Source organism: Acinetobacter sp. 1542444, assembly GCF_000581835.1.
Taxonomy (GTDB): Bacteria; Pseudomonadota; Gammaproteobacteria; order Pseudomonadales; family Moraxellaceae; genus Acinetobacter; species Acinetobacter pittii.
In genome coordinates this window covers 304,241-325,991 of record NZ_JEYA01000001.1, presented here as the reverse complement: position 1 = coordinate 325,991, position 21,751 = coordinate 304,241, and the positions used below count along the sequence as shown (strand labels likewise).

At 40.6% G+C, this 21,751-nt stretch carries 23 protein-coding genes; 9 read left to right on the top strand and 14 right to left on the bottom strand.

Annotation, left to right across the window (positions count from 1 at the left end):
- Positions 1–59: 59 nt before the first annotated feature.
- Entirely contained in the window at positions 60–878 is an 819-nt protein-coding gene (locus J580_RS05975; RefSeq protein WP_032003438.1) for a hypothetical protein, read from the bottom strand.
- 643 nt (positions 879–1,521) lie between these two features.
- Here J580_RS05975 and J580_RS05970 point away from each other — a divergent pair.
- The 5 genes from J580_RS05970 to J580_RS05950 all read left to right on the top strand — a co-directional run bounded on the left by J580_RS05970 (position 1,522) and on the right by J580_RS05950 (position 6,651).
- Positions 1,522–2,967 carry a cytochrome ubiquinol oxidase subunit I gene (locus J580_RS05970; protein ID WP_005076460.1) on the top strand — a complete coding sequence of 482 codons (1,446 nt, stop codon included), beginning with the start codon at positions 1,522–1,524 and terminating at the stop codon, positions 2,965–2,967.
- Complete coding sequence (gene cydB / locus J580_RS05965; protein ID WP_005076463.1) at positions 2,960–3,967, top strand: cytochrome d ubiquinol oxidase subunit II; 1,008 nt, start codon at positions 2,960–2,962, stop codon at positions 3,965–3,967. Before J580_RS05970 ends, cydB begins: the two co-directional genes overlap by 8 nt.
- 14 nt (positions 3,968–3,981) lie before the next feature.
- Positions 3,982–4,116 carry a hypothetical protein gene (locus J580_RS22890; protein ID WP_005076466.1) on the top strand — a complete coding sequence of 45 codons (135 nt, stop codon included), beginning with the start codon at positions 3,982–3,984 and terminating at the stop codon, positions 4,114–4,116.
- Positions 4,117–4,214: 98 nt separating this feature from the next.
- A complete protein-coding gene (locus J580_RS05955; protein ID WP_032003436.1) occupies positions 4,215–5,633 on the top strand; it encodes a PLP-dependent aminotransferase family protein in 1,419 nt (472 codons plus the stop codon).
- A gap of 100 nt (positions 5,634–5,733) precedes the next feature.
- Entirely contained in the window at positions 5,734–6,651 is a 918-nt protein-coding gene (locus J580_RS05950) for a LysR family transcriptional regulator (RefSeq protein WP_032003435.1), read from the top strand.
- A gap of 54 nt (positions 6,652–6,705) precedes the next feature.
- On the opposite strand, the gene madM is transcribed toward J580_RS05950, so the two are convergent.
- The 9 genes from madM to mdcA are packed head-to-tail and all read right to left on the bottom strand — an operon-like array spanning position 6,706 to position 14,045.
- A complete protein-coding gene (madM, locus tag J580_RS05945; RefSeq protein ID WP_000338775.1) occupies positions 6,706–7,467 on the bottom strand; it encodes a malonate transporter subunit MadM in 762 nt (253 codons plus the stop codon).
- A gap of 44 nt (positions 7,468–7,511) precedes the next feature.
- Positions 7,512–7,913 (bottom strand): malonate transporter subunit MadL, encoded by a 402-nt coding sequence (madL, locus tag J580_RS05940; RefSeq protein WP_002114391.1) that lies wholly within the window; start codon positions 7,911–7,913, stop codon positions 7,512–7,514.
- Between the two features lie 53 nt (positions 7,914–7,966).
- Positions 7,967–8,899: a malonate decarboxylase subunit epsilon gene (mdcH, locus tag J580_RS05935; RefSeq protein WP_017481602.1), complete on the bottom strand. Its 933-nt coding sequence runs from the start codon at positions 8,897–8,899 to the stop codon at positions 7,967–7,969.
- Between the two features lie 13 nt (positions 8,900–8,912).
- The gene (locus tag J580_RS05930) at positions 8,913–9,521 is read right to left on the bottom strand and encodes a malonate decarboxylase holo-ACP synthase (RefSeq protein WP_068791268.1); all 609 of its coding nucleotides are present in this window, start codon (positions 9,519–9,521) and stop codon (positions 8,913–8,915) included.
- Positions 9,512–10,339 (bottom strand): biotin-independent malonate decarboxylase subunit gamma, encoded by an 828-nt coding sequence (gene mdcE / locus J580_RS05925; RefSeq protein ID WP_032003433.1) that lies wholly within the window; start codon positions 10,337–10,339, stop codon positions 9,512–9,514. The genes J580_RS05930 and mdcE overlap by 10 nt, the downstream gene beginning before the upstream one ends.
- Positions 10,336–11,187, bottom strand: coding sequence for a biotin-independent malonate decarboxylase subunit beta (locus J580_RS05920; RefSeq protein ID WP_032003432.1), 852 nt, complete (start codon positions 11,185–11,187; stop codon positions 10,336–10,338). Before J580_RS05920 ends, mdcE begins: the two co-directional genes overlap by 4 nt.
- A complete protein-coding gene (locus tag J580_RS05915; protein ID WP_025468447.1) occupies positions 11,180–11,479 on the bottom strand; it encodes a malonate decarboxylase subunit delta in 300 nt (99 codons plus the stop codon). Before J580_RS05915 ends, J580_RS05920 begins: the two co-directional genes overlap by 8 nt.
- Before the next feature lie 2 nt (positions 11,480–11,481).
- On the bottom strand, positions 11,482–12,366 hold the full coding sequence (locus J580_RS05910) for a triphosphoribosyl-dephospho-CoA synthase (RefSeq protein ID WP_032003431.1): 885 nt from the start codon (positions 12,364–12,366) through the stop codon (positions 11,482–11,484).
- Entirely contained in the window at positions 12,366–14,045 is a 1,680-nt protein-coding gene (mdcA, locus tag J580_RS05905) for a malonate decarboxylase subunit alpha (protein ID WP_032003430.1), read from the bottom strand. The genes J580_RS05910 and mdcA overlap by 1 nt, the downstream gene beginning before the upstream one ends.
- 384 nt (positions 14,046–14,429) lie before the next feature.
- On the opposite strand from mdcA, the gene J580_RS05900 reads away from it, so the two are divergent.
- From J580_RS05900 to J580_RS05890, 3 genes are all read left to right on the top strand, one after another.
- Complete coding sequence (locus J580_RS05900) at positions 14,430–15,617, top strand: MFS transporter (protein ID WP_032003429.1); 1,188 nt, start codon at positions 14,430–14,432, stop codon at positions 15,615–15,617.
- Positions 15,618–15,777: 160 nt separating this feature from the next.
- Positions 15,778–16,608: an oxidoreductase gene (locus tag J580_RS05895; protein WP_001098856.1), complete on the top strand. Its 831-nt coding sequence runs from the start codon at positions 15,778–15,780 to the stop codon at positions 16,606–16,608.
- Between the two features lie 39 nt (positions 16,609–16,647).
- The gene (locus tag J580_RS05890) at positions 16,648–17,640 is read left to right on the top strand and encodes an AraC family transcriptional regulator (RefSeq protein ID WP_032003428.1); all 993 of its coding nucleotides are present in this window, start codon (positions 16,648–16,650) and stop codon (positions 17,638–17,640) included.
- Between the two features lie 3 nt (positions 17,641–17,643).
- On the opposite strand, the gene J580_RS05885 is transcribed toward J580_RS05890, so the two are convergent.
- The gene (locus tag J580_RS05885) at positions 17,644–18,237 is read right to left on the bottom strand and encodes a GNAT family N-acetyltransferase (RefSeq protein WP_032003426.1); all 594 of its coding nucleotides are present in this window, start codon (positions 18,235–18,237) and stop codon (positions 17,644–17,646) included.
- Between the two features lie 42 nt (positions 18,238–18,279).
- Positions 18,280–18,915 (bottom strand): FMN-binding negative transcriptional regulator, encoded by a 636-nt coding sequence (locus tag J580_RS05880; protein WP_032003425.1) that lies wholly within the window; start codon positions 18,913–18,915, stop codon positions 18,280–18,282.
- A 114-nt stretch (positions 18,916–19,029) separates the two neighbouring features.
- On the opposite strand from J580_RS05880, the gene J580_RS05875 reads away from it, so the two are divergent.
- Positions 19,030–20,520, top strand: coding sequence for a PLP-dependent aminotransferase family protein (locus J580_RS05875; RefSeq protein WP_032003424.1), 1,491 nt, complete (start codon positions 19,030–19,032; stop codon positions 20,518–20,520).
- 7 nt (positions 20,521–20,527) lie between these two features.
- On the opposite strand, the gene J580_RS05870 is transcribed toward J580_RS05875, so the two are convergent.
- A complete protein-coding gene (locus J580_RS05870; protein ID WP_032003423.1) occupies positions 20,528–21,217 on the bottom strand; it encodes an LrgB family protein in 690 nt (229 codons plus the stop codon).
- Between the two features lie 12 nt (positions 21,218–21,229).
- A complete protein-coding gene (locus tag J580_RS05865) occupies positions 21,230–21,661 on the bottom strand; it encodes a CidA/LrgA family protein (protein ID WP_032003422.1) in 432 nt (143 codons plus the stop codon).
- Positions 21,662–21,751: the final 90 nt, after the last annotated feature.

Below are 21,751 nucleotides of genomic sequence, written 5' to 3'. Positions count from 1 at the left end.
TGTATTCATTCTTTATATAAGAACCCAAACACAAAGATAAAAAGCTCGTATCTCAAAGACTAAGACGCCTCTTTTTGCCGAACGCTCTGCTGGCTTTGCAATAAGGTTTGTATATATTCTGAATAGACAGATAATTTTTCAAAAATATGCTCTGAATAAAACATATCATCAATTAGATGCGTCATTTGACCAGCAGTAAAGGTGTCGCATAAACCAACCAGCGCTGCGTTCATTTGAGCGAATTTCGCGCATAATTTGATATAAGTCTCATCTTTATTTTTGAATAATAATTTCCGCATTTCTAAGCCATTTAGGTTTTTTAAGTCATCATCTTTTGTGGTTTTAATCCAATAAATTTTGACCTTTAAAAATTGCTCCAGTGCTTCTAAATGCTCGACATCTACATCTAAACTCGTAATTAAAAAAACGGTAGAGAGATCACTTCGGCACAGTGCCTTGATTAGGCTTAAATAAATAAACTCAACTTCATTAAGCTCTGTAAGTTCCAAATCTATATAAATTTTTAAGCTGTCTAAAACATCATCTACTTTGAATAGTGCTTTTTTTTCAGCTTGGTAATATTTATTCAGAATAGAAAGCACAGGCGTTGTCGCAGGTGTTGTATAAATAGCAGCCTTGTTTAAGTTGGCAAAAATAAATGGTGAAAATAGATAAGCCACACTACTTTGCTGTGGCTCAATATGAGATTGGATTAAATATACAGTTTCAGATTTAGAAAAGTCTCTGAGTACTTTCGCTCTTAATAAGGTAGCTTCAAAATTAACATAGGTCTGCTCTAACTGAGCCAATATAGATACAGGAATAGGCTGATTTTTAATAATTTTATGCAGGACATTGAGTTGAGAAGTAATAAACATTTTTTAACATCCAAGCTATTTTAGAAGAGCTACACTTAAATCAGGTCTTTAATAACCTACGTAACAACCAGACCTCACGCAAAACAACAAAGGAATAAAAGAGAAGAAACTATTCTGCGCTTATTACCCAAAGTCGCATTCGCTGTATTTTGGAGAGTGATTTTGGCCATTCGTAAATCTTGTTCATTTATTTTGGACTTTTGAAGAATGGATACATAGCTACAGATAATTGAAAAAAAACTATAGCACACCTCATGACTGCTCCAGACTGTTATAGTTTTATAAAAAATTTCTGTATCTACATATACAAAAATAGTAAGTGCATGATTAAGGAAACTTCTTAAGGTAGGTAGTTTTCATGAGACGATCTATTGCATATCGCCAGATATTTCATCAATGTTTCAATGCAACATGCTTTTTTACAAATGCAACATCAAGCATAAACTTTGTTAACAGATTGAGAACAATAAATCAGTCTATTCTCTTGGAATATCAAGCAATTATATTGTTTAACCCTGTTGGCATTTTACTTGCTAAGAAGATCTATCACAGAAGTAAGTTTAATCGCCAAAATACTTTGTTGCCTGAAAATAAGTATTTAACTCATTCAATCATCATCAGCTAGTTCACAGGGGGAAAGTTTATGAGTCTCGGTCTAACCGCTCTAGAATTAGCGCGAATACAATTTGCTTTTACAGTATCCTTCCATATTATTTTTCCGGCCACTTCCATCGGTCTTGCGTGCTTTTTAGCAGTGTTAGAATGGAAATGGTTAAGAACCCAAAACCCGATTTATAAAGATCTATTTAAATACTGGATTAAGATCTTTGCCGTTGCATTTGGTATGGGTGTGGTCTCGGGCGTGGTCATGAGTTACCAGTTCGGTACGAACTGGAGTGAATTTTCACGCGTTGCCGGAAGTATTACTGGTCCTTTACTTACCTATGAAGTCTTGAGTGCCTTCTTCTTAGAAGCAGGTTTCTTAGGCATTATGTTATTTGGTTGGGGACGTGTTGGTCCTCGAGCCCATTTCTTCGCAACACTTATGGTTGCCATCGGAACATGTATTTCCATGTTCTGGATTCTATCTTCGAATAGTTGGATGCAGACACCTCAAGGCTTTGCCATCGAAAATGGCATTATTGTGCCAAAAGACTGGTTTGCAATTGTCTTTAACCCATCCTTCCCTTACCGCTTTGCCCACATGGGTGCTGCCGCCTTCTTAGTTTCATCATTATTGGTCGTCGGAACATCTGCATGGCATTTAGTAAAAGGCCGTCGTGATGAATTGGTGAAAAAATCGTTCTCGATGGGTCTCTGGATGGTGCTTGTGACTTCATGTTTACAAGTAGTAATTGGTGATAACCATGGTTTAAACACCCGTGAACATCAACCAGCCAAACTTGCGGCAATGGAAGGACACTGGGAAACCAATCACAATGAGCCAATGCCATTATTGCTTTTTGCAATTCCAGATATGAAAGAAGAACGTAACCACTTCGAAGTGGGTGTTCCTTATTTGGGTAGTTTAATTTTAACGCATAGCTTAGATGGCCAAGTGACAGGATTAAAAGATTTCGCACCTGAAGACCGTCCAAATTCAACCATCGTTTTCTGGAGCTTCCGTGTGATGGTGGGTCTTGGTGTGCTCATGGTCACTCTGTCTTTAATTGCGCTTTGGTTACGTAAGCGTGGAAAACTCTATGAAACATCATGGTTTCATAAATTTGCTGTAGTGATGGGGCCTGCGGGTTATGTGGCAATGCTGGCTGGCTGGATTACTACCGAAGTAGGCCGTCAACCGTGGGTTGTATACGGGATTATGCGCACTAAAGACGGGCTTTCACATACCGTTTCGGCAGATCAGGTTGGACTTAGTCTCTTTATTTTTGTGGTGGTCTATACCATCGTTTTTGGTAGCGGTATTTACTACACCTTAAAACTCATTAATAAAGGCCCTGTATTTATCGATACACCAAATATTGAAACTGGTGGCGTTGGACACTTTAAAACACCAATGCGTCCACTCAGTGCTGTCGATGAAAACATTGACGATAATCAAAAATCTGGGGAGAAACATCATGATTGATCTTTCTTTAATATGGGTCGGTATTATTGGTTTAGGTGTTTTAATTTACGTGGTCATGGATGGTTTTGACTTAGGAATCGGAATTATGTTCCCTTTCATTAAGAACAGCCAAGAACGTGACGTCATGATGAATACCGTCGCTCCTGTTTGGGATGGTAACGAAACTTGGATGGTTCTCGGTGGTGCTGGTCTGTATGCAGCCTTCCCGCTGGTTTATTCAACAGTTTTATCAGCACTCTACCTGCCTATCATTTTCATGGTCATTGCCTTGATTTTCCGTGGAGTTGCTTTTGAATTCCGTTTTAAAGCTCATCGAACCAAACACCTTTGGGACTTGGCTTTCATTTGGGGTTCAGTTTTAACGAGCTTCCTTCAAGGGATTATTTTGGGTGCTTATATTCAAGGAATCAAAACCGAAAATGGTATTTTTGCTGGTGGGTCTTTTGATTGGCTTTCCCCGTTTACCATCTTTACAGGTATTGGCGTAGTTGCCATGTATGCCACTTTAGGCTGTGGATGGCTGATTTTAAAAACCGAAAAAGGTTTGCAGCAACGTATGTATGAGCTTATGCCAAAGCTGATCATTGCACTGCTCATTATTTTTGGTGGCGTGAGTTTATATACACCGTTGACTCATCCTGAAATTGCAGATCGCTGGTTCTCTTTACCAAACCTGTTCTATTTTAGCCCAGTACCGATTTTGGTCTTATTGTTTGTTGGTCTGATTTTATCGGCATGTAAAAAACAGGATCATGACCTTAAACCATTTGCATATACATTAGCGCTCGTTTTCCTTGCATTTACTGGTTTTGTGATTAGTTTATGGCCATATATTATTCCGCCATCAGTCACAATCTGGCAAGCCGCAGCACCGCATTCAAGCCAGATGTTTGCTTTGGTCGGTGCACTTATTCTGATTCCAATTATTATTGCTTACACCATTGTTTCTTATTGGGTATTTAGAGACAAAGTTCGTGTAGGTGACGAAGGCTATCATTAAGTATGGAGGGTTTTATGAAAAAGTCATCCGTTAAACTCAATCAAACCCAATGGTTTATTCTGCTATGGATCGGTGGTTTTTTAGCCTTAGCTGTGATTGCGGGATTGTTTAAAGTTATCTTGATTTATGCAGCCCCTTACTTAAAGTAAATCTATTGTTCTAAACAAATGCCGTTTGTAGATTCTGCAAACGGCATTTATTATTGATTAAGTGCTTCTTTCATTTTGTTATTTCGTGCAGCTCATACATGTATAAATCAGAACAACTCGCTCATAGCATTCGCCAACTCATTGAGAGCGGCACTTTAAATGCACATGAAAAATTACCGTCATTGAGAGATCAGGTACAACGTTCTGGTTTTAGTTTAATGACCGTCATGAATGCTTATCAGGAGCTTGAATCACAAGGTCTGATCTATTCAAAAGAAAAATCTGGCTACTTCGTTGCCGAGCAAATTGCACTAAAGCCACTCGAACAATATTCAGTTGTTTCACTGAACTCTAAAATTGAAATTAATTCATTAGTTTTTAAATATCTTAAGTCAATTCAACATGAGTCCGTCGTACCTTTTGGTTCAGCTTTTCCGGACAGTCAGCTTTTAACAGCACCCAAACTTATTCAAATTATGGGACAGCTTGCCCGTCAAAGACAAAGTTATGACCAGACCACAAGTTTGCCTCCCGGTAATTTAGCCTTAAGAAAACTAATTGCTCAACGCTACTGTATGCAAGGCATACAGACAGACCCAGATGACATTGTCATTACATCTGGAGGTTTAGACGCACTGAACCTTTCGCTACAAGCGGTCGCTCAAGCCGGCGATTATATTTTATTACAGCAAACCGTGTTTTATGGGGCGTGGCAAGCCGCTGAGCGTTTAGGACTTAAAGTGATTACTATTCCTGAACATCCGCAACATGGTTTTGACCTAGAGGCTTTTGAACAAGTCATTCAAACCTATCCTATCAAGGTCTGTTGGCTCATGCTGAATGCCCATAACCCGATTGGTTTTACCGTCAGTGATGACATTAAATATAAAATTGCCAAGTTGCTTCATGAGCATCAAATTTATTTGATTGAAGATGATGTCTATGAAGAGCTTTTTTATGGCGGCCAAAAACCACTTTCAATGAAGTATTTTGATCAACAAAATTTGGTGCTTCACTGCTCGTCTTTTTCTAAAACATTAGGTGCAGGTTTTCGGGTCGGTTGGGTTTATGCGGGTAAGTTTTCAGATCATATTCAACACTTGCAGCTTATGAGCACCATTTCAGTCAATGCACTTATTCAAAATGCGCTAGTTGAATTTCTGTCTCATCATCATTATGAAAAACACTTACGTACGCTTAGGCTTTCACTTGAGCGTTATAAAAAGCAGTTTTATCATTATTTAAAACAACATTTACCTAACTCTTGTGAAGTGTATTACTACCCAAGTGGTTATTTTCTATGGGTCAAACTTCCTAGTACGCTGGACAGTATGCAAGTTTATGAAGAGTTGATTCATCAAGACATTGGTGTTGCGCCAAGCCCACTGTTTAGTGTTTTACCCGCACAGCAGCATTATTTGCGAATCAATTGCTCTTTTGAATGGAACACTAAAATTCAAAGCGCATTAGATCAAGTGATTAAAACCATTCAACAAAGAGTTGAAGCAAGTCTCTAAAGAAATGCTTCGACCTAAGCACAATTTTATAGACTTTATTTTGTGGTAACTTTATAGCTCAAATCTATTGGTTTTAGGGAAGCAGGTTCAAAGGATTAATATGGAAATTGATGAGGAACTCACCCTTAAAAAAATACAGATTTTTTTAGCTTTTATGCGCTGCGGAAATTTGTCTAAAACAGCCACAGAAATGCAGCTGAGTAATGTCAGTGTTCATAAAGCCTTACACTCTTTAGAAAGTGCTTTACGTTGCCCTCTTTTTAAAAATGAAGGCCGTAATCTCATTCCTTTAAAAAGTGCTTATGTCTTTGAAGAACGGGCACAAAAAATCGTACAAGACATTTTTATTACCGTAAATAAAACCAGAGAAGCCGCTGGCTTTGCAGCTAAGGTTTTACATTTAGGTTCTCTTTATTCTTTGACTGTAAATACAATTCCAAATGTGATTAGCGGTCTTAAGCTCCGACGTAGTGAGCTTGATATTCAACTATTGCTGAGTTCAAATCAGGATTTGGTGAAAAAGCTGAAAGCCACGGAGCTTGATGCCATTATTGTGGCTTTAAATGAAACTACTCAAGATGATGACTTTGAAATTTTGCCAATGTTTTCAGACGATATCTTTCTGGCAGTCAATAAAGATTCAAAATATGCCGATTTTAAAGATATTGATTTAAGCCTTTTAAAAGAAGAAACTTTTTTAACTTTAACTAAGGGGTTTGCAACTCATAACGACAGCGATATCATTTTTAAAAAAGCTGGTTTTTCACCAAAAGTTGCTTTACAGGTCAATGATATTTTTACCTTAATTAGTATGGTCAGCTCAGGCGTAGGTTTTGCACTATTACCCGGCCGTATTTCTGCGGTTTATGAAAGTTCGGTAAAACTTATTCCCTTAAAACAGCAATACCACTTGCAACAAGAAATTGGTCTGGTCTTTTTAAAAAGTAAAGAACGCGACCCAAACTTACTTGCTCTGATTGCTGAATGTCGAATGTTTGCCTCTAATTTTAAAAGATAAATATCGGCAACTTATTAAAGAATAATGAGTTGCCGTTGTAGGATTTTCAAAAATTTATCCAAAAATCGCATTAACCGTTAAGAAAAAGACAGAAGGTCCAAGTAAACACCCTAGTCCTGTATAGAAGGTTGCAACTAAAGCGCCATAAGGTACCAATCGTACATCTGTCCCTGCCAATCCCGCAGCTGTACCACTGGTTGTTCCTGCCAAACCGCCAAAGACCATGGCAGAGCGTGGACTTTTTAGATACATAAATTTCGCAAGAAGTGGCGTACCGACCATAAAGAAAACTGACTTGATTAAACCAATTGCAATAGAAAGTGCGATGACATCAGAACTCGCGCCAATTGCAGTACCAGTAATTGGACCTACAATATAAGTCATTGCGCCTGCACCAATCGTTGTCATCGAAATTGGATCTCGATAGCCCATGCTCCATGCAACCAAAACTCCAATTGCAAAAGGCACAACACAACCAAGCATTAATGCAATTAGACCAATTTTGCCTGCTTTCTTCACTTCTTTCACATCAACTTCAAATGCAGTTGAAGCGATAGCTAAATCACGAATCATGGCTCCGCCCAACAGCGCAAAACCAGAAAAAATAGCGATGTCCGAAACACCTTTGGTTCCTTGCGTATAAACTCCTGCAAAGTAAGCAACAACCAAACCTAAAGTAATCGCAATTGCAGAACTTTGTAGTTTCCCTTTCGTCAAATATTTTGAGAGTAAATGGGAAACGAACATCATTAAACCCGTTACTGCAAGAGCAGTAACTAATGCATTTTTTGATAACACAGCAATTATAGCGTCCATCATTTAAATCCTTTTTGATTGAACTTTTTGTAGTTTATGTTTGCTTAGGCTATTTTTTCTTTGGATTCTATCGTCCATTCATAGGTTTCATAGTCGCCACTAATTCTATTTAAATAACGGATGACTAAAACCGTACCGATTAACGATGCAATAGAGACAATCAGTCCTAACATGCCCCCTGATAAAGCGGCAACCACATTTTGACCTGCTGACATCGCAACTACGATCGGAATATACATACCTGACCAATACAAGACGCCAAATTGTGTGACTTGAGGTAAGTAACCTTTTTTTGCCAATAACTCTTTAGATAAGATTAACAGAATCATCGAAATAGCCACTCCACCGACATTGGCTTTAACGCCTAATACCATGCCTAAGGTGTTGCCAAGATAGTCACCTAATAAATGGCAGATCGCTAATATTGCTGTTCCATAAATAATCATTGTAAATCCCTCATATCCTTGGGTTATTACTCAATTTTTAATTTGTATTGTAATTACAAAGAAGCATTATTTTCGTTTTGCATTGCCAATTGAATGCTGTCTAAACGTGTTCCCTGAAATGACAATACAGTTCCTTCTTTAAACGTTCGACGTGCAAGTGTAGTAAGTACCGTTCCCGGCAAAGCTTCTATCTGTAACCTTACACCTCGCTCCCATGCAGCTTGGATGGTGCTTTCCCAATCTACAGTTCGACTCATATTAAAAGCCAAGTCATCACCAATTTGTTCTGGCCTGCCAAGCGTACGAGCCGTTGTTCCACTTAAATAACGTATTTTAGGCTGCTTTAAAGTCACTCCCTCCATAGATGCTGCAAGTTGCTTTGCTTGCTGGCTTAATAATTCACAGTGCGATGGTACCGATACATCTAATTTTTTTGCCACCACGCCTTGTTGCTTTGCCAAAACAGCAACTTGGTTCATGGCTTCAAAGCTTCCTGAAATAACGATCTGGTTATGTGCATTAATATTTGCGACAAAAACCTTTGGCGTTATTTCATAAATCTGTTTGACCCATGCATCGACAGCTGAACGATCTGTACCAATCAGAGCTGTCATGCCATATCCAGCGGGGTAAGCGTTTTGCATAAGTTCACCTCGATAGGCAACCAAACGAACGGCATCCTCAAAGGCTAAAACTTCTGCTACAACCGCAGCCGACCATGCACCAATTGATAGACCAGCCACATAGTCAGGTGTTAAGTTTTCCGCTGTTAATAAAGCTGAACTCACCACACCTGAAATCAGTAAACAAAGCTGTACTGCACGTGTCGATTGCAATTCAGCCGGACTATCTAACATCAAGACATCTTCTTTGAGTGCATCCGATGCACGCTCAAGGTATTCTTTAACCAGAGCGTTTTGAGGTAAGTCGTGCAGCATATTGCTTCGTTGCACACCTTGTCCCGGATATACCCAAATTGAAGCCATGATATCTATTTCCCTAATTCCATGGGTTTTCTACTAAAACAGCACCCTCAGGACGTTTCAATAGAACTTTTCCACTATTCCTGACCCATTCTTTTAAAGCCAACCCACCTTGTGAAAGTTGTAGCTGTACATCCACATTAAGTCCTGCTTGCTGAAAATATTCGAGTAGCTCAACCGCCTGCTTTTTGGGAAAAGGTTGTTCAGTTCGAATCAATAAATCTATGTCACTTTGCTCGGTTACTGTTTTAATGCCCGTTGCCAGTTCAAACCCGAAACTTCCTGTATATCCCCAACATCCTGAAAAGTTTTTCATAATGCTAGAAATGCTCTTTAAACGTTCTGCCAAGTGCTCAAACTGTTGCGTATCTATGCGAGTCAGCGCTTCTGGCTTGAGCTGTCTGCTAATCGCTGATCGTGGCATTTGAGCTGCATATCGTTGATGACGAAATTGCCCTCTTATACCCACAGCCACCTGATCTACAGGAGTAATTGCCCGTCGAACCACAACAGGATCACCTCGTTGCAATACCTCTTTCACCCAATGCGGAGCATCATCGGCCAAGCAATCGACCGTCATACCCCACAGTAAATCATGGGCTTCAAGCTTAAGTTTCATGACCATTGCTCACGCAATAATTCACGGACTCTTTTAGACATCTGACGGTTTGGACCGTGAAGTCGTTGTTCCAATCCTCTCGATTGATCAGCATTAATTTCTTTAAACGCTTGAGCGATCACCTGCTTCGCTGATAAAAGATCATCGGTTGTTGGTTGTTCAGGGTTTTCAACAGATAACAGTTCAGATAACAAACCTAGAGTTGCATAACTTTCAATGTCATAAGCCATTGGCGGAATGCTTGAGGCCAATTGCTCTAACTCATCAACCGATCGCAAGGTAACGCGTGCAGCAGATTCCTTACCCATCGCATGCACCATAACACCTGAATCTTTTAAGGCAATAATACGATTGGCTTGGTATCCATGCGCCAAGAAAGCACCAGACATCGACTTACCAAGCAATAAACTCACAATAGGATGACCTGCTAATCTGGCTCTAGCATAGCTATCTACTGCACCCGCTAAAGCTTGATGAATCCCTAATAATTCTTCACGGCGCCCATAGGCCTGACTTGGGACGTCAACCAAACATAAAATGCCGCGTTTAGTTTCCGAATGAACATCGGCTTGAATCACGTCATCAACCGCTTTTGCCAAGCTCCAGCCTTCTAGCAGTCCAACTTCACCTTGTTTTGCCCGCGGGAACAGATTATTACTGTCTTGAACAACGGCAATCACACGTACCGCTTGCTGATCAATCTGACCATCAGCCACCCAAACCGAAGCTGGAAAACCTTCAACTGTCTTAAAGCCTTGTGTCAGTGCTTTAAACCAATGTGCACCACGTGTAGATGCTTTTAATGTATCAACGGCGATATTCATGCTTGCTCTCCTTGATACAAAGCTTGAACCTGTGCTGGGGTAATCTGCTCAGCAGTATCGACTTGTTGTAGCTTCGCTAAATAGAATGAGTAGTTTGAACTACGATGCTGCTGAGGCACGCCTTGAATTAAATAATCGATGACTTGCTCACGAATTTTCTGGCGATCATCGTCAACATAAGCATCTGCCAAACCACTAGCGAAACGCTGATTACCACCAGTAATACTCCATATAAATGGACGATCTTTGGCGTTATATTCTTGTACACCAGCTTCTTGTTCAATCACTTGCGGGCCATTTAAGCCTAAACGTCCTTCTTGTGTCATTACAATATAGCTACATAGGCCAGCCGCAATTGACATACCGCCGAAGCACCCAACACTGCCTGCGACTACTGCAATCACAGGTTGATACTGACGTAAGTTCACAATTGCAGCCTGAATTTCAGCAATGGCTGCCAAACCCAGATTTGCTTCTTGTAAGCGAACGCCTCCCGTTTCCAACAGTAAAATTGCCGCTGTTGGAATACCTTTTAGATTGTCTTCAACTGCAAGTTCCAAGGCACCCGCAATCTTGGCACCGCCCACCTCACCTAAACTTCCGCCTTGAAATAAGCCTTCAATAGAAATTAAAACTACTGGCTGTTCTTGAATAGATCCTTTTACAATCACTACACCATCATCGGCTTGCGGCACAATATTTTGCTGAGCCAACCAAGGCGACATAACACGTGCAAATGGGTCGAGTAGCTCTCGAAAAGTCCCTTCATCTAATAGCGCTTTGGCACGCTCTCTGGCGCTGAGTTCAATAAAATCTTGCTTATTTAACAAACTCTGAATATCAGTCATGAGCAATCTCCTCCAATGCTTGTTCTAGACGTAAACGAACGACACCGGGAGTTGCACCAAAGTCATGAATATCAATATTGACCGCTGGCGGTATTTGCGCAGTAAAAATTCGTTCAAAAAGATTGTGCCAACGTGCTGCACTGCCATCTACCGAAGTCACCACGTGAATAGAGGTCTTTCCCTTTTCACCGGGTTCCATCAAAATTTCTAAATCACCCGAGCCAACACATCCTACTAGTGCTTTTTTTACAGGTGGCTCTGTGGCCACAAATTCAAAATGAAGTGTTTCCATCATCAAAATCCCTTTTTGTTTTTCACAGATGACTGCTCAGCACGATCTATAAACAAGGTTGCTGCCAACAAATCTGCGGCACCACCTGCAGAAGCTTTCATCCGAAGCAGGTCAATCTCTAAAAGATGCAAAGCACGTCGACCTTCCAAGCTTGAGCTACCGCCCAAATCCAGTACTTGCTGTGCGCCTTGTTGCATACGCTTTAAGCCATTTGTTCCAGAGCGATAAAGCACACAGGTATCGGTCAGGTTGGTCATCATGGCAAGTAAGGCATCTAAGCGAGCGAACTCTTCTTTCATTGGTTTACTACGACTTTGGTAAAGCTGCTTTAAACCAAAATTCACAATAGTTGGAAAACCTTGTTGAGCCTGTTCTTTGGCACCTAAGATGCCTAATTTCTTTTGGACTTGCTGACCATGACTCAAGGTCTGCTTTGGAATAAAACGATCTTCAAGCTGAGCAATCTGACCTGCTAACTGGCATAGTTCAACAGCCAATAAATATTGTTGATTGGTGCGCGCCAATGCTGCTGCCGTAACCATTAAACCCAAGGCCCAAATTGCACCGCGGTGTGTGTTAACACCATCTGTTGCCAACATCATGGTCTTTTCACCTTGGCGACCAATTTCGCCAATGTCTTCACGCAAGGCCAAACAGACTTTTCCATGATGCTTTGCAGCTTGAGCCATCGCTTCAAACATGGGCCCTAAACTTTTCGCAGAGCGCTCCATTAATTCCAAAGTCAGGTCATTGTGTGCACCACTGCCGCGACGATCAACCAAAGCTGGTTTCGGTGTCAGATTAACTTCATCAATTAACGCTTCGACTGCTAAACTTGCCAAAATCTGACTATCGCTAAGTGCTTGATATTGAACTTGTGCCATCATTACCAACTCCTAAATTTTGCAGGTGGTTGATATAAACCATCTGACCATGTCACCAAGTCGGCAATATTTTTTGCAGCTAAAAGCTCACGTGTTGCATCGGTGCGGCGAATACCTAAATCTTCAGGGAATACCACCAAGCCTTCGCTTCTTAAACGTGCTGTTGTTTTAGGGTCTTGAGTTAAACCAATACTGGTCACACCTGCCACCGCAGCGATCATGGCTTGACGCTCTTCTTGGCTGCTTGCTTTATATAGATAAGCAATGCCTTCTTCGGTCAGTAAGTGAGTGACATCATCGCCATAAATCATGATCGGTGCTAAAGGTAGGCCTGCTGTTTTAGCAACATCAATTGCATCGAGACGATCCACAAAAGTTGGCTTGCCACCCTCTTGGAAAGTTTCAACCATTTGTACAACTAGTTTTTTACCACGTGCCAAATAGGTTTCAGTTTCATTGGCACCTTGCAAACGCATATCTAACCATGCTGGCGTATCGTGACGACGACCACGCGGATCATGTCCCATGTTCGGTGCACCGCCGAAACCAGCTAAACGACCTTTGGTGACAGTCGAAGAATGGCCCATGCCATCAACTTGCAAAGTTGCGCCAATAAACAAATCAACGGCGTATTGACCTGCAAGCTGACACATCATGCGGTTAGAACGTAAAGCGCCATCACGACCTGTAAAGAAAACATCAGGACGAGCTGCAACATATTTTTCCATACCGAGTTCGGTACCAAAGCAATGCACGCTTTCAACCCAACCTGTTTCAATCGCTGGAATTAAGGTTGGATGCGGATTTAGTGTCCAATTTCGGCAAATTTTTCCTTTTAAACCCAAAGACTCACCATAGGTCGGTAAAATGAGTTCAATTGCCGCAGTGTTAAAACCAATACCATGGTTTAACGATTGCACATTATGCTTTTCATAAATTCCGCGAATTGCCATCATCGCCATGAGCACATGCACAGGCTTGATATGTTTCGGGTCACGGGTAAACAAGGGTTCGATATAAAATGGCTGGTCTGCAACCACTACATAATCCACCCAAGAAGCAGGAATATCGACACGTGGTAACTCTGAGACGTCATCGACCAGTTCATTGACCTGAACAATCACAATACCGTCACTAAAAGCGGCAGGTTCAATAAGTGCTGGAGAATCTTCGGTACTTGGGCCTGTATAGATATTGCCTTGACGGTCTGCCATGAAGCCCGCTGAGAGCACCACATTTGGAATGAGGTCGACTACCAAACGTGAATATAGTTCGATATAGGTATGAATGGCTCCAATCTCTAGTAAACCATCTTCAATTAACTGACTAATACGTAAACTTTGCGGGCCAGCAAAAGAAAAATCGAGCTTACGCGCAATGCCTTTTTCAAATAGATCGAGATGTTCCGAACGCCCAACGCTTGGCATAATCATATGTAAATCATGCAAAACATCTGGATTGGTTTGTGCCAAAGAACGCGAAAGGAAATCTGCCTGTTTTTGGTTATTCCCTTCGAGTACAACTTTGTCGCCCGGTGTAATCAGCGTTTCTAAAACTTTAATAATGTCCTGAGTTGGAATCACCACACCGTCGGTATATTGGTTTGCCATCTCTAGTTTTAGTTGTTTGGCATGACGCCGCTTTGTCCATAACCGTTCTTTATTCTGAACTGATCCTTCCATGTGCTTACCTATATAGATCGCAGTTTTGTTCTGTATCTATAAAAACGCTTTATGGAATTTTGATCAATCAACCTACATCAATGGTTATTAACCTCAGGTTAATGATTTATTTTAAGGTGGCTGAAAAAGAATTTGAGAAAATAGACTTATTTAGAAAAATTGGGGGGCTTCGATTGTTTTGTATTAAACTATCAGATGATAGAATATTAAGTCCGATTATTCAGCTGCAATTACTTGATAAAAAATAGTTTATGCCAAAGAAATATTGTTATAACTACCGCCAAGAACATCTCAACATTTTCAAGCTGAGCTGTTGATACTTTCTTCCTATATAAAAACTCAGCACCCAGACTCATCGATTAACACATATAATTAAAGGCTCTCATGCTTCAAAATACGATGCATCGCCAAGTTCTTATTTTGGCGAGTTCTCTGTCACTTTACCAAACCGTATCGATCATGGTCATGACGATTGGTGGTTTGGCTGGGGCAAATATTTCTAACACACCGATACTAGCAACTTTACCCATCGCATCTATGTTTTTGGGTACAGCTTTAATGATGTTCCCTGCATCAATGTTGATGGCACATGTGGGACGGCGTAAGGGTTTTCTTTTCGGCGCTTTTTTAGGTGTAATTGGCGGTATTATTGCCGCCATTGGTATCTTTTATAGTTCACCTACTTTCTTAGCCTTAGGCACGTTATGTGTCGGAGCCTACCAATCCTTTGCTCAGTTTTATCGTTTTGCTGCCAGTGAAGTAGCAGATGATGCGTTCCGTTCACGTGCTATTTCTTGGGTTATGGCAGGTGGAATTGTTGCCGCACTGATTGGTCCGACTTTGGCGCGCTTTGGTGGCCCATTATTTCAACATTTAGAATATATCGGTTCATTTTTAATTATTAGTATCATTTCACTTGTGGCAATGGGCATTTTATCTAGCCTACATATTGCCAATACAGTTGAGCAAAAGTCTGACTTTACTGCTGGTCGCCCATGGCAACAGATTGTCTTTCAGCCTACCTATCTAGTTGCTCTGTTTGGTGCAGTCACAGGCTACGGCATCATGATTTTAGGTATGACCGCAACACCCATTGCCATGCGACATTCACACCATGAACTAGGCACGATTACAACTGTCATTCAGCTTCATGTGCTTGGTATGTTCCTACCTTCATTCTTTACTGGACATTTAATCGCTCGATTTGGTGTGCTTAAAATCATGTTTGTAGGTCTTATATTATTTGCTAGTTATATTGGTTTTTCCCTCTCGGGTATTCAGTTCGCATCGTTTGCAATCTCACTCATTTTATTAGGTGTGGGATGGAACTTTTTATTTATTGGTAGCACGTCTTTGCTTACCGGAACGTATACAGCGGCTGAAAAAGCCAAGGCGCAAGCCATTAACGACATGACGGTTTTTGTTGTCGGCTTAATTTGTTCTTTTAGCGCAGGTGCTTTACTCGATTTATTTGGCTGGGAAGCAATGAATATTGCTTTAATCCCGTGGCTAGTAATTGCAGCATGCTCATTACTATGGTTAAGCAAAAGACGACCAGAAGCTTTAATTTAACTTTGTGTATCTGCTCTTATTTCGAGGAAATAATATTTTAAAAATTTGGCGCACTTTGATTAAACATTGTCGCCATTCGATTTGGATAAATATCGTTCAAATTCCTATGATGTCTCTATCGAAAAGTAAGTTCCTTAAAACTTTAGTTGAGAGACAGAATATGAACACAGTTAAAGAAAAAATCGTTCTCATCACAGGCGCATCATCTGGTATGGGAAAAGCATTTACCAAAGCATTACTCAAAGAAGGTGCAACGGTTTATGCCGTTGCCCGTCGCGTTGATGCTATGCAAGAACTAAAAACACTTGGTGCTCATACATTAAAAATGGATATTACCAATCAGGATGATATCGACCAAGTTGTGAAAACCATTGAAAAAGAAACCCATGGTGTTGATATTTTAGTTAACTGCGCAGGCTTTGGTATGTATGGTGCTATGGAGGATACCACCCTTGCCGATGCACGCTATCAATTTGAAGTGAATCTGTTTGGTATGGCCTATTTAACCCAAAAGGTTCTGCCTAGTATGCGTAAAAAAATGCAGGGTCGAATTATCAATATTTCATCAATGGGTGGGAAAATTTATACACCACTTGGTAGTTGGTATCATGCGAGTAAACATGCAGTTGAAGGTTGGTCTGACTGTCTACGTTTAGAGTTAAAATCATTTAATATTGATGTTGTTGTCATTGAACCCGGTGCTATCGCAACTGAATTTGCAGATGTAATGATCCAACCTATGCTGGAACGTTCAGGGCAAAGTGCGTATAGCCATATGGCAGCCGCAGTTGCTAACTCAACAAAAACTACAGTAGAAAAAGGTGAACTTTCAGACGTGCAAGTTGTCGTCGATATGCTGATGAAAGCTGTTCATGCATCCTCACCTAAAACACGTTATGTGGGTGGCAAATATGCCAAACTGATGATATTTGTACGTAAATGGTTTGGCGACCGTGTGTTTGATCGTATGGTGATGTCAGTTATTAAATAAATGAAGTGCCCCATATAAGTTTAATGTTGAGATGCTCAAATGAAATATGCTTCAAATTTTGCCCTAAATACCCACTGGAAGTTATTACTGAACGACCTAGGCATAAATCTTGAAGATGCATTACGTTTGGCATCTCTACCGCTTGATTTGTTTAATCGTAAAGATGCAAGCCTTACCCCCGTTCAATATTTCAATTTTTGGCACGCAATTGAACAACTTGCTGGAATAAATGACTTACCTTTAAAAATCGGTCAAATGATTACAGTTGAGCTTTTTGACCCAGCGATTTTTGCCTGTATTTGTAGTCCCAACTTCAATATTGCGATACAGCGTCTATCTGAATTTAAAAGACTCATTGGGCCAATGCAGTTACAAGTAGCAATTGATAACGACACAACAACGCTAGAACTCAAATTTTATAATGTATCTACGCCAACGCCGCAAAGCCTTGCTATGTCAGAACTTGTCTTTTTTGCTCAATTAGCAAGAATATGTACAAGGCATCAGGTTATACCTTTGAAAGTTACACTGCCCGATTTACCTAATAATCTGGCAGAGTACAAAACATTTTTTGGTGTACTTCCACAAAAAAGTGAACACATTTCAATTGTCTTTTCACGCCAAGATGCTGAACGTCCTTTTTTAACAGCCAACCCGACCATGTGGTCTTTTTTCGAGCCAAACTTGCAACGTAGTCTTATACAGCTTGATGAAGATGCAACAGTTAGTGAAAAAGTTAAAGCAATACTTTTAGAAAACCTACCTGCTGGACTATGTACGATAGAAGATGTTGCTCAACGACTCGCGATGAGCAAACGTACGCTACAACGGTTACTTTTAGAAGAGCAAACTAATTTTAAAACGCTTTTGGATGCGACTCGTCAATCTCTTGCCCAACATTATTTAGAAAAATCATCAATGAGCACGGGTGAAATTTCATTTCTATTGGGCTTTCAAGAGCACAACTCATTCAGCCGAGCATTTAAAAACTGGACGGGTAATACTCCGCAAGAATATAGACTTATGCATTAATTCCTAACGCGGTTTGTTCAACATCCATTCCAGATTTTGGCGAACCGCAGGCCACTCATGTTTTAAAATGCTGTAAACGTGAGTGTCCCGCAAAATATCATCTTTTACAATTTGATGGCTTCTCAGCACACCATCTAACTTTGCACCTAAACGTACGATCGCGGCTTGACTTTGAACATTTAAAGAAGATGTGCGTAACTCAACCGCAATACAGTTTAAAGTCTCAAATGCATGAGCCAACAGTAGCTTTTTACACTCGGTATTTACAGGTGAACGCTGTGCAGACTTGCGGTACCACGTCGAACCAATTTCTACACGGCGATGTGCTTCCTCAATATGCATTAAAGTCGTCATGCCTAACGCTCGTCCTGTTTTTCTGTCTTCAATATAAAAAGGCAACATAGAACCAGAACTTTGTAAACCGAGACGTCTTTCAATTTCAGCAGCCATTTGTTCAGGTCTTGGCACACGGGTATACCAAAGATTATAGAGTTCCCCATCGCAAACGGCCTCTTTGAGCGCTTCAGCTTGAGTTACATCTAACAGCTTTAAAATAACGTGCTCACCCACTAATTCAACAGGTGTAGTCAAAGACATCTTTATCTCCTCAATTGATATTAAGCTTTTATATTTTCGAAATTATTTATTTAACTCAGCCACACTGTACATGGCATTCGCTATAGTTTGATGACCAGATTTCGATAGGCCATCTGCCGCGCCTAAAATGTCTCGGCGTTCTTTGTTTTGCCCAAGTTTTGATTTTCCTTGCAGCTTAGTAATTTCAATTTCTATTCCCACAATCGCCTTTAACATTGGTTCAAGATAGTCCTTTGGTGCATCGGACATTTTCCATGGTTCAGGTTGAGATGCTTCATGAGTACGGGTTAAACGAGCCACAACACCGCGAACATAACGTTCGTCATCTCGAATCGTCACTTTGCCATAAGCATGCACAACCCTATAGTTCCATGTCGGTACTTGTCTGTGCTGTTCATGTTTGGATGGGTACCAGTTTGGTGAAATATAAGCATCGCCCGCTTGAAACACGACCAACACCTCATCTCCATTTTTAATGTCTTGCCAGACTGGATTAACTCTAGACACATGCGCACGTAGTACACACAATTCCCCTTCGCTTGCCTGTAATTCGAATGGCAGATGATTTGCATCTAAGCCATTACTTCCATGCGTAAAAAGCACACCAAACGGATATTCGGTAATAAGAGAATGCAATACATCCAAACGGTTTTCTGCAAAATCATCAGGGATATACATGGCTAAAACCTCACTATAAATATCAGGGTTATTTATATTTTGTGTTGTAAATTTTCTGGTTTGTGTGGTTTATTAAAAAGAACCACTTTGTATTTTTTTAAGTAGACCAGAATTATGGCAAGAATGGCAAAAGTTGTTGAACTTCCGTCTATTGCAAAGATTGATAAAAGCCAAGGAAAGATAAGTGCTCAACTAACCCAAGCTTTACGCGAAGCTGTACAAAGTGGTGATTTACAGCCTGGCGATCCATTGCCTTCTTCACGTGAATTGGCTTTAACCCTAGGTGTCGCTCGCGGAACCATTATTGAAGCTTACGATCAGCTTTTAGCTGAAGGTGTGTTTGACTCTCAACCACGAACTGGCACTTATGTGTCTCATTCTTTGGTTAAAACATCTGTAATACAACATTCATCAAAAGAAAATAAACCTAACTCGATATCTTTGACCAAATCGGCACGTTCTTATGCCAAAGTGCTTGATGAATTTAAGCCACTTCCTCATGTTCCTTTTGCGGTATCTGTCCCCGTCGGTCGTACTCAACCAAGTGATATCTGGCGTAAATTTGGTAATAAATATAGATCACGAGGTACAGGTGCCCCTTCGGGTTATGGCGAACCTCAAGGCGTGTTATCACTAAGAGTCGCTATAGCCGACTATGTACGTCGATCACGCTCTGTCCACTGCGAACCTGACCAAATTGTGATTACACCTGGCATCCAGCAATCACTTTATATTTGTAGCCAGATTTTATTTGAAGCAAAAGATGAAGTCTGGATAGAAGATCCAGCTTATCGGGGTACAACGGCTATTTTTGAGCATGCTGTACAAAACATTCGGATGGTGCGTGTTCCTGTCGATGAAGAAGGTATTCAAGTTGAAACCGGAATTAGACTTTCGAAAAATGCACGTGCCGCCTTCGTGACACCCTCTCACCAATATCCACTTGGCATGCCGATGAGTCTAGCAAGACGCACTGCTTTATTGGCTTGGGCAAAACAGCAAAATGCATGGATCATTGAAGATGACTATGACAGCGAACTCCGTTATAACGGTCAGCCCTTCCCATCTTTACAAGGCATGGCACCCGACCAAGTCATTTATCTTGGCACTTTCAGTAAGGTCCTATTTCCATCACTTAGACTTGGCTATGCAGTATTGCCTAAAGAATTGGTGGCACCTTTCTGTGGACTTAGAGTATTAATTGATAGACACCCGTCAGCTGCCGACCAACATGTTTTAGCTGCTTTTATTCAAGAAGGCTATTTAGAGCGGCATATTCGACGGACTCGAAATGTCTATGCAGAAGTTCGAGAATACATTATTGGCTTGATTGAAAAATATATATCTCAAGAACTGGCTTGGTTACAGCCAGGCGATCAAGGCATGCATATGGTGTTATGGCTTGCTCATCATATTAATGACATTGACGTTGCAATCTCAGCAGTCGATGCAGGCATTGCGATTAAAGCTATTTCACCGACATTTTCAAAAGAGCAACAACGTCCGGGTTTAATTGTGGGCTTAGGCGATTTTGAACCCGAACTGATGAGGCAAGCAATAAAAAAACTATCAAAGATTATTCAACAACATGACAAGCCAACTTAAACCAAGTTTATAGTAGCAACCATAGATGAATTGCAAATGGCCCAATCAGTACCATTAAAATACCTGCAATGACCATGGTCAAACTGGCAATTACACCTTCTTCACTATTGCGCTGCTGTGCTCTAACAGTACCAAAACCGTGGGCTGCATTTCCGAAGGCTGCCCCATTTGCCACATTAGAACGGATTTTAGTAATCGCTAAAATCGCATCGCCGCAAATCATACCGACCAAACCGGTAATGACGGTAAATAGTGAAACCAATGCTGCCGAACCGTGAATATCTTCCGCTAAAATCATGGCAAAAGGTGTTGAAATAGAACGTGCCATTAAACTGTTGGTCACTTCTGGGCTAAAGTGGAACCACTGAGCCATCTCATAGGCTGACATCACACCTACACTCATGCCTACAATAATCGCAATTGAAAGGACTCCAAGGTTTTTACGAATCGTTTCCCGATAACGATAAATCGGTACAGCAAACGCAACCGTTGCAGGCCCTAATAAATTAACAATCCACTGCGTATCTTCTGAATAAGTTTGGTATGAAATTCCAAAAATCGTCATCAAAATGATGGTGAGTACAGGCACACTAATCGCGGGTGACAACCAAAGTTTTGGATTTTTCTGATAGATCCGCTTTGCTACAACATAGGCTGCCAAAGTCCAGATCAGACAAAGAATTGACCAGATATTCATCTCGTTTGCTCTTTAGATATGCTTATGTTGAAGACGTTTTCTAGCCTGTAAATAAGCTTTCAAACAATTGTAATAGTGAATCGTGAGGCAGGTACTGAGCATGACTGAAATGGTCCCAACCGCAATGCTCAAGACAATTTGCCACCCTTCGGTCATAAACAAGGTTTTATATTGAACAACGGCAACTACAACAGGCACAAAAAACAGTAATAGCTCACCTAAAACCACAGTTGCTCCCATTGCCACCTGATCCATTTTGATAATTTTAAAGAACAGGCATAAAAGCAATAAAAACATACCTAAAATGCCTGCCGAGACAGGTACACCAAGTTTTTGATGTAATAGATATCCGACCCACCAAAATCCAGCCAAAATCAAAATTTGTTTAACTAAAACTAAAAGTGAAGGCTGTTTGGGTGTTCCAGAAGCAGATTCAGTACTCATTTTGCGAAATTAGATGGTTAACTACACTATTATGCTAGCTTGGTTAGACCTGCTAAATATGAATTATTTATGTTAATATTATTCTAAAAT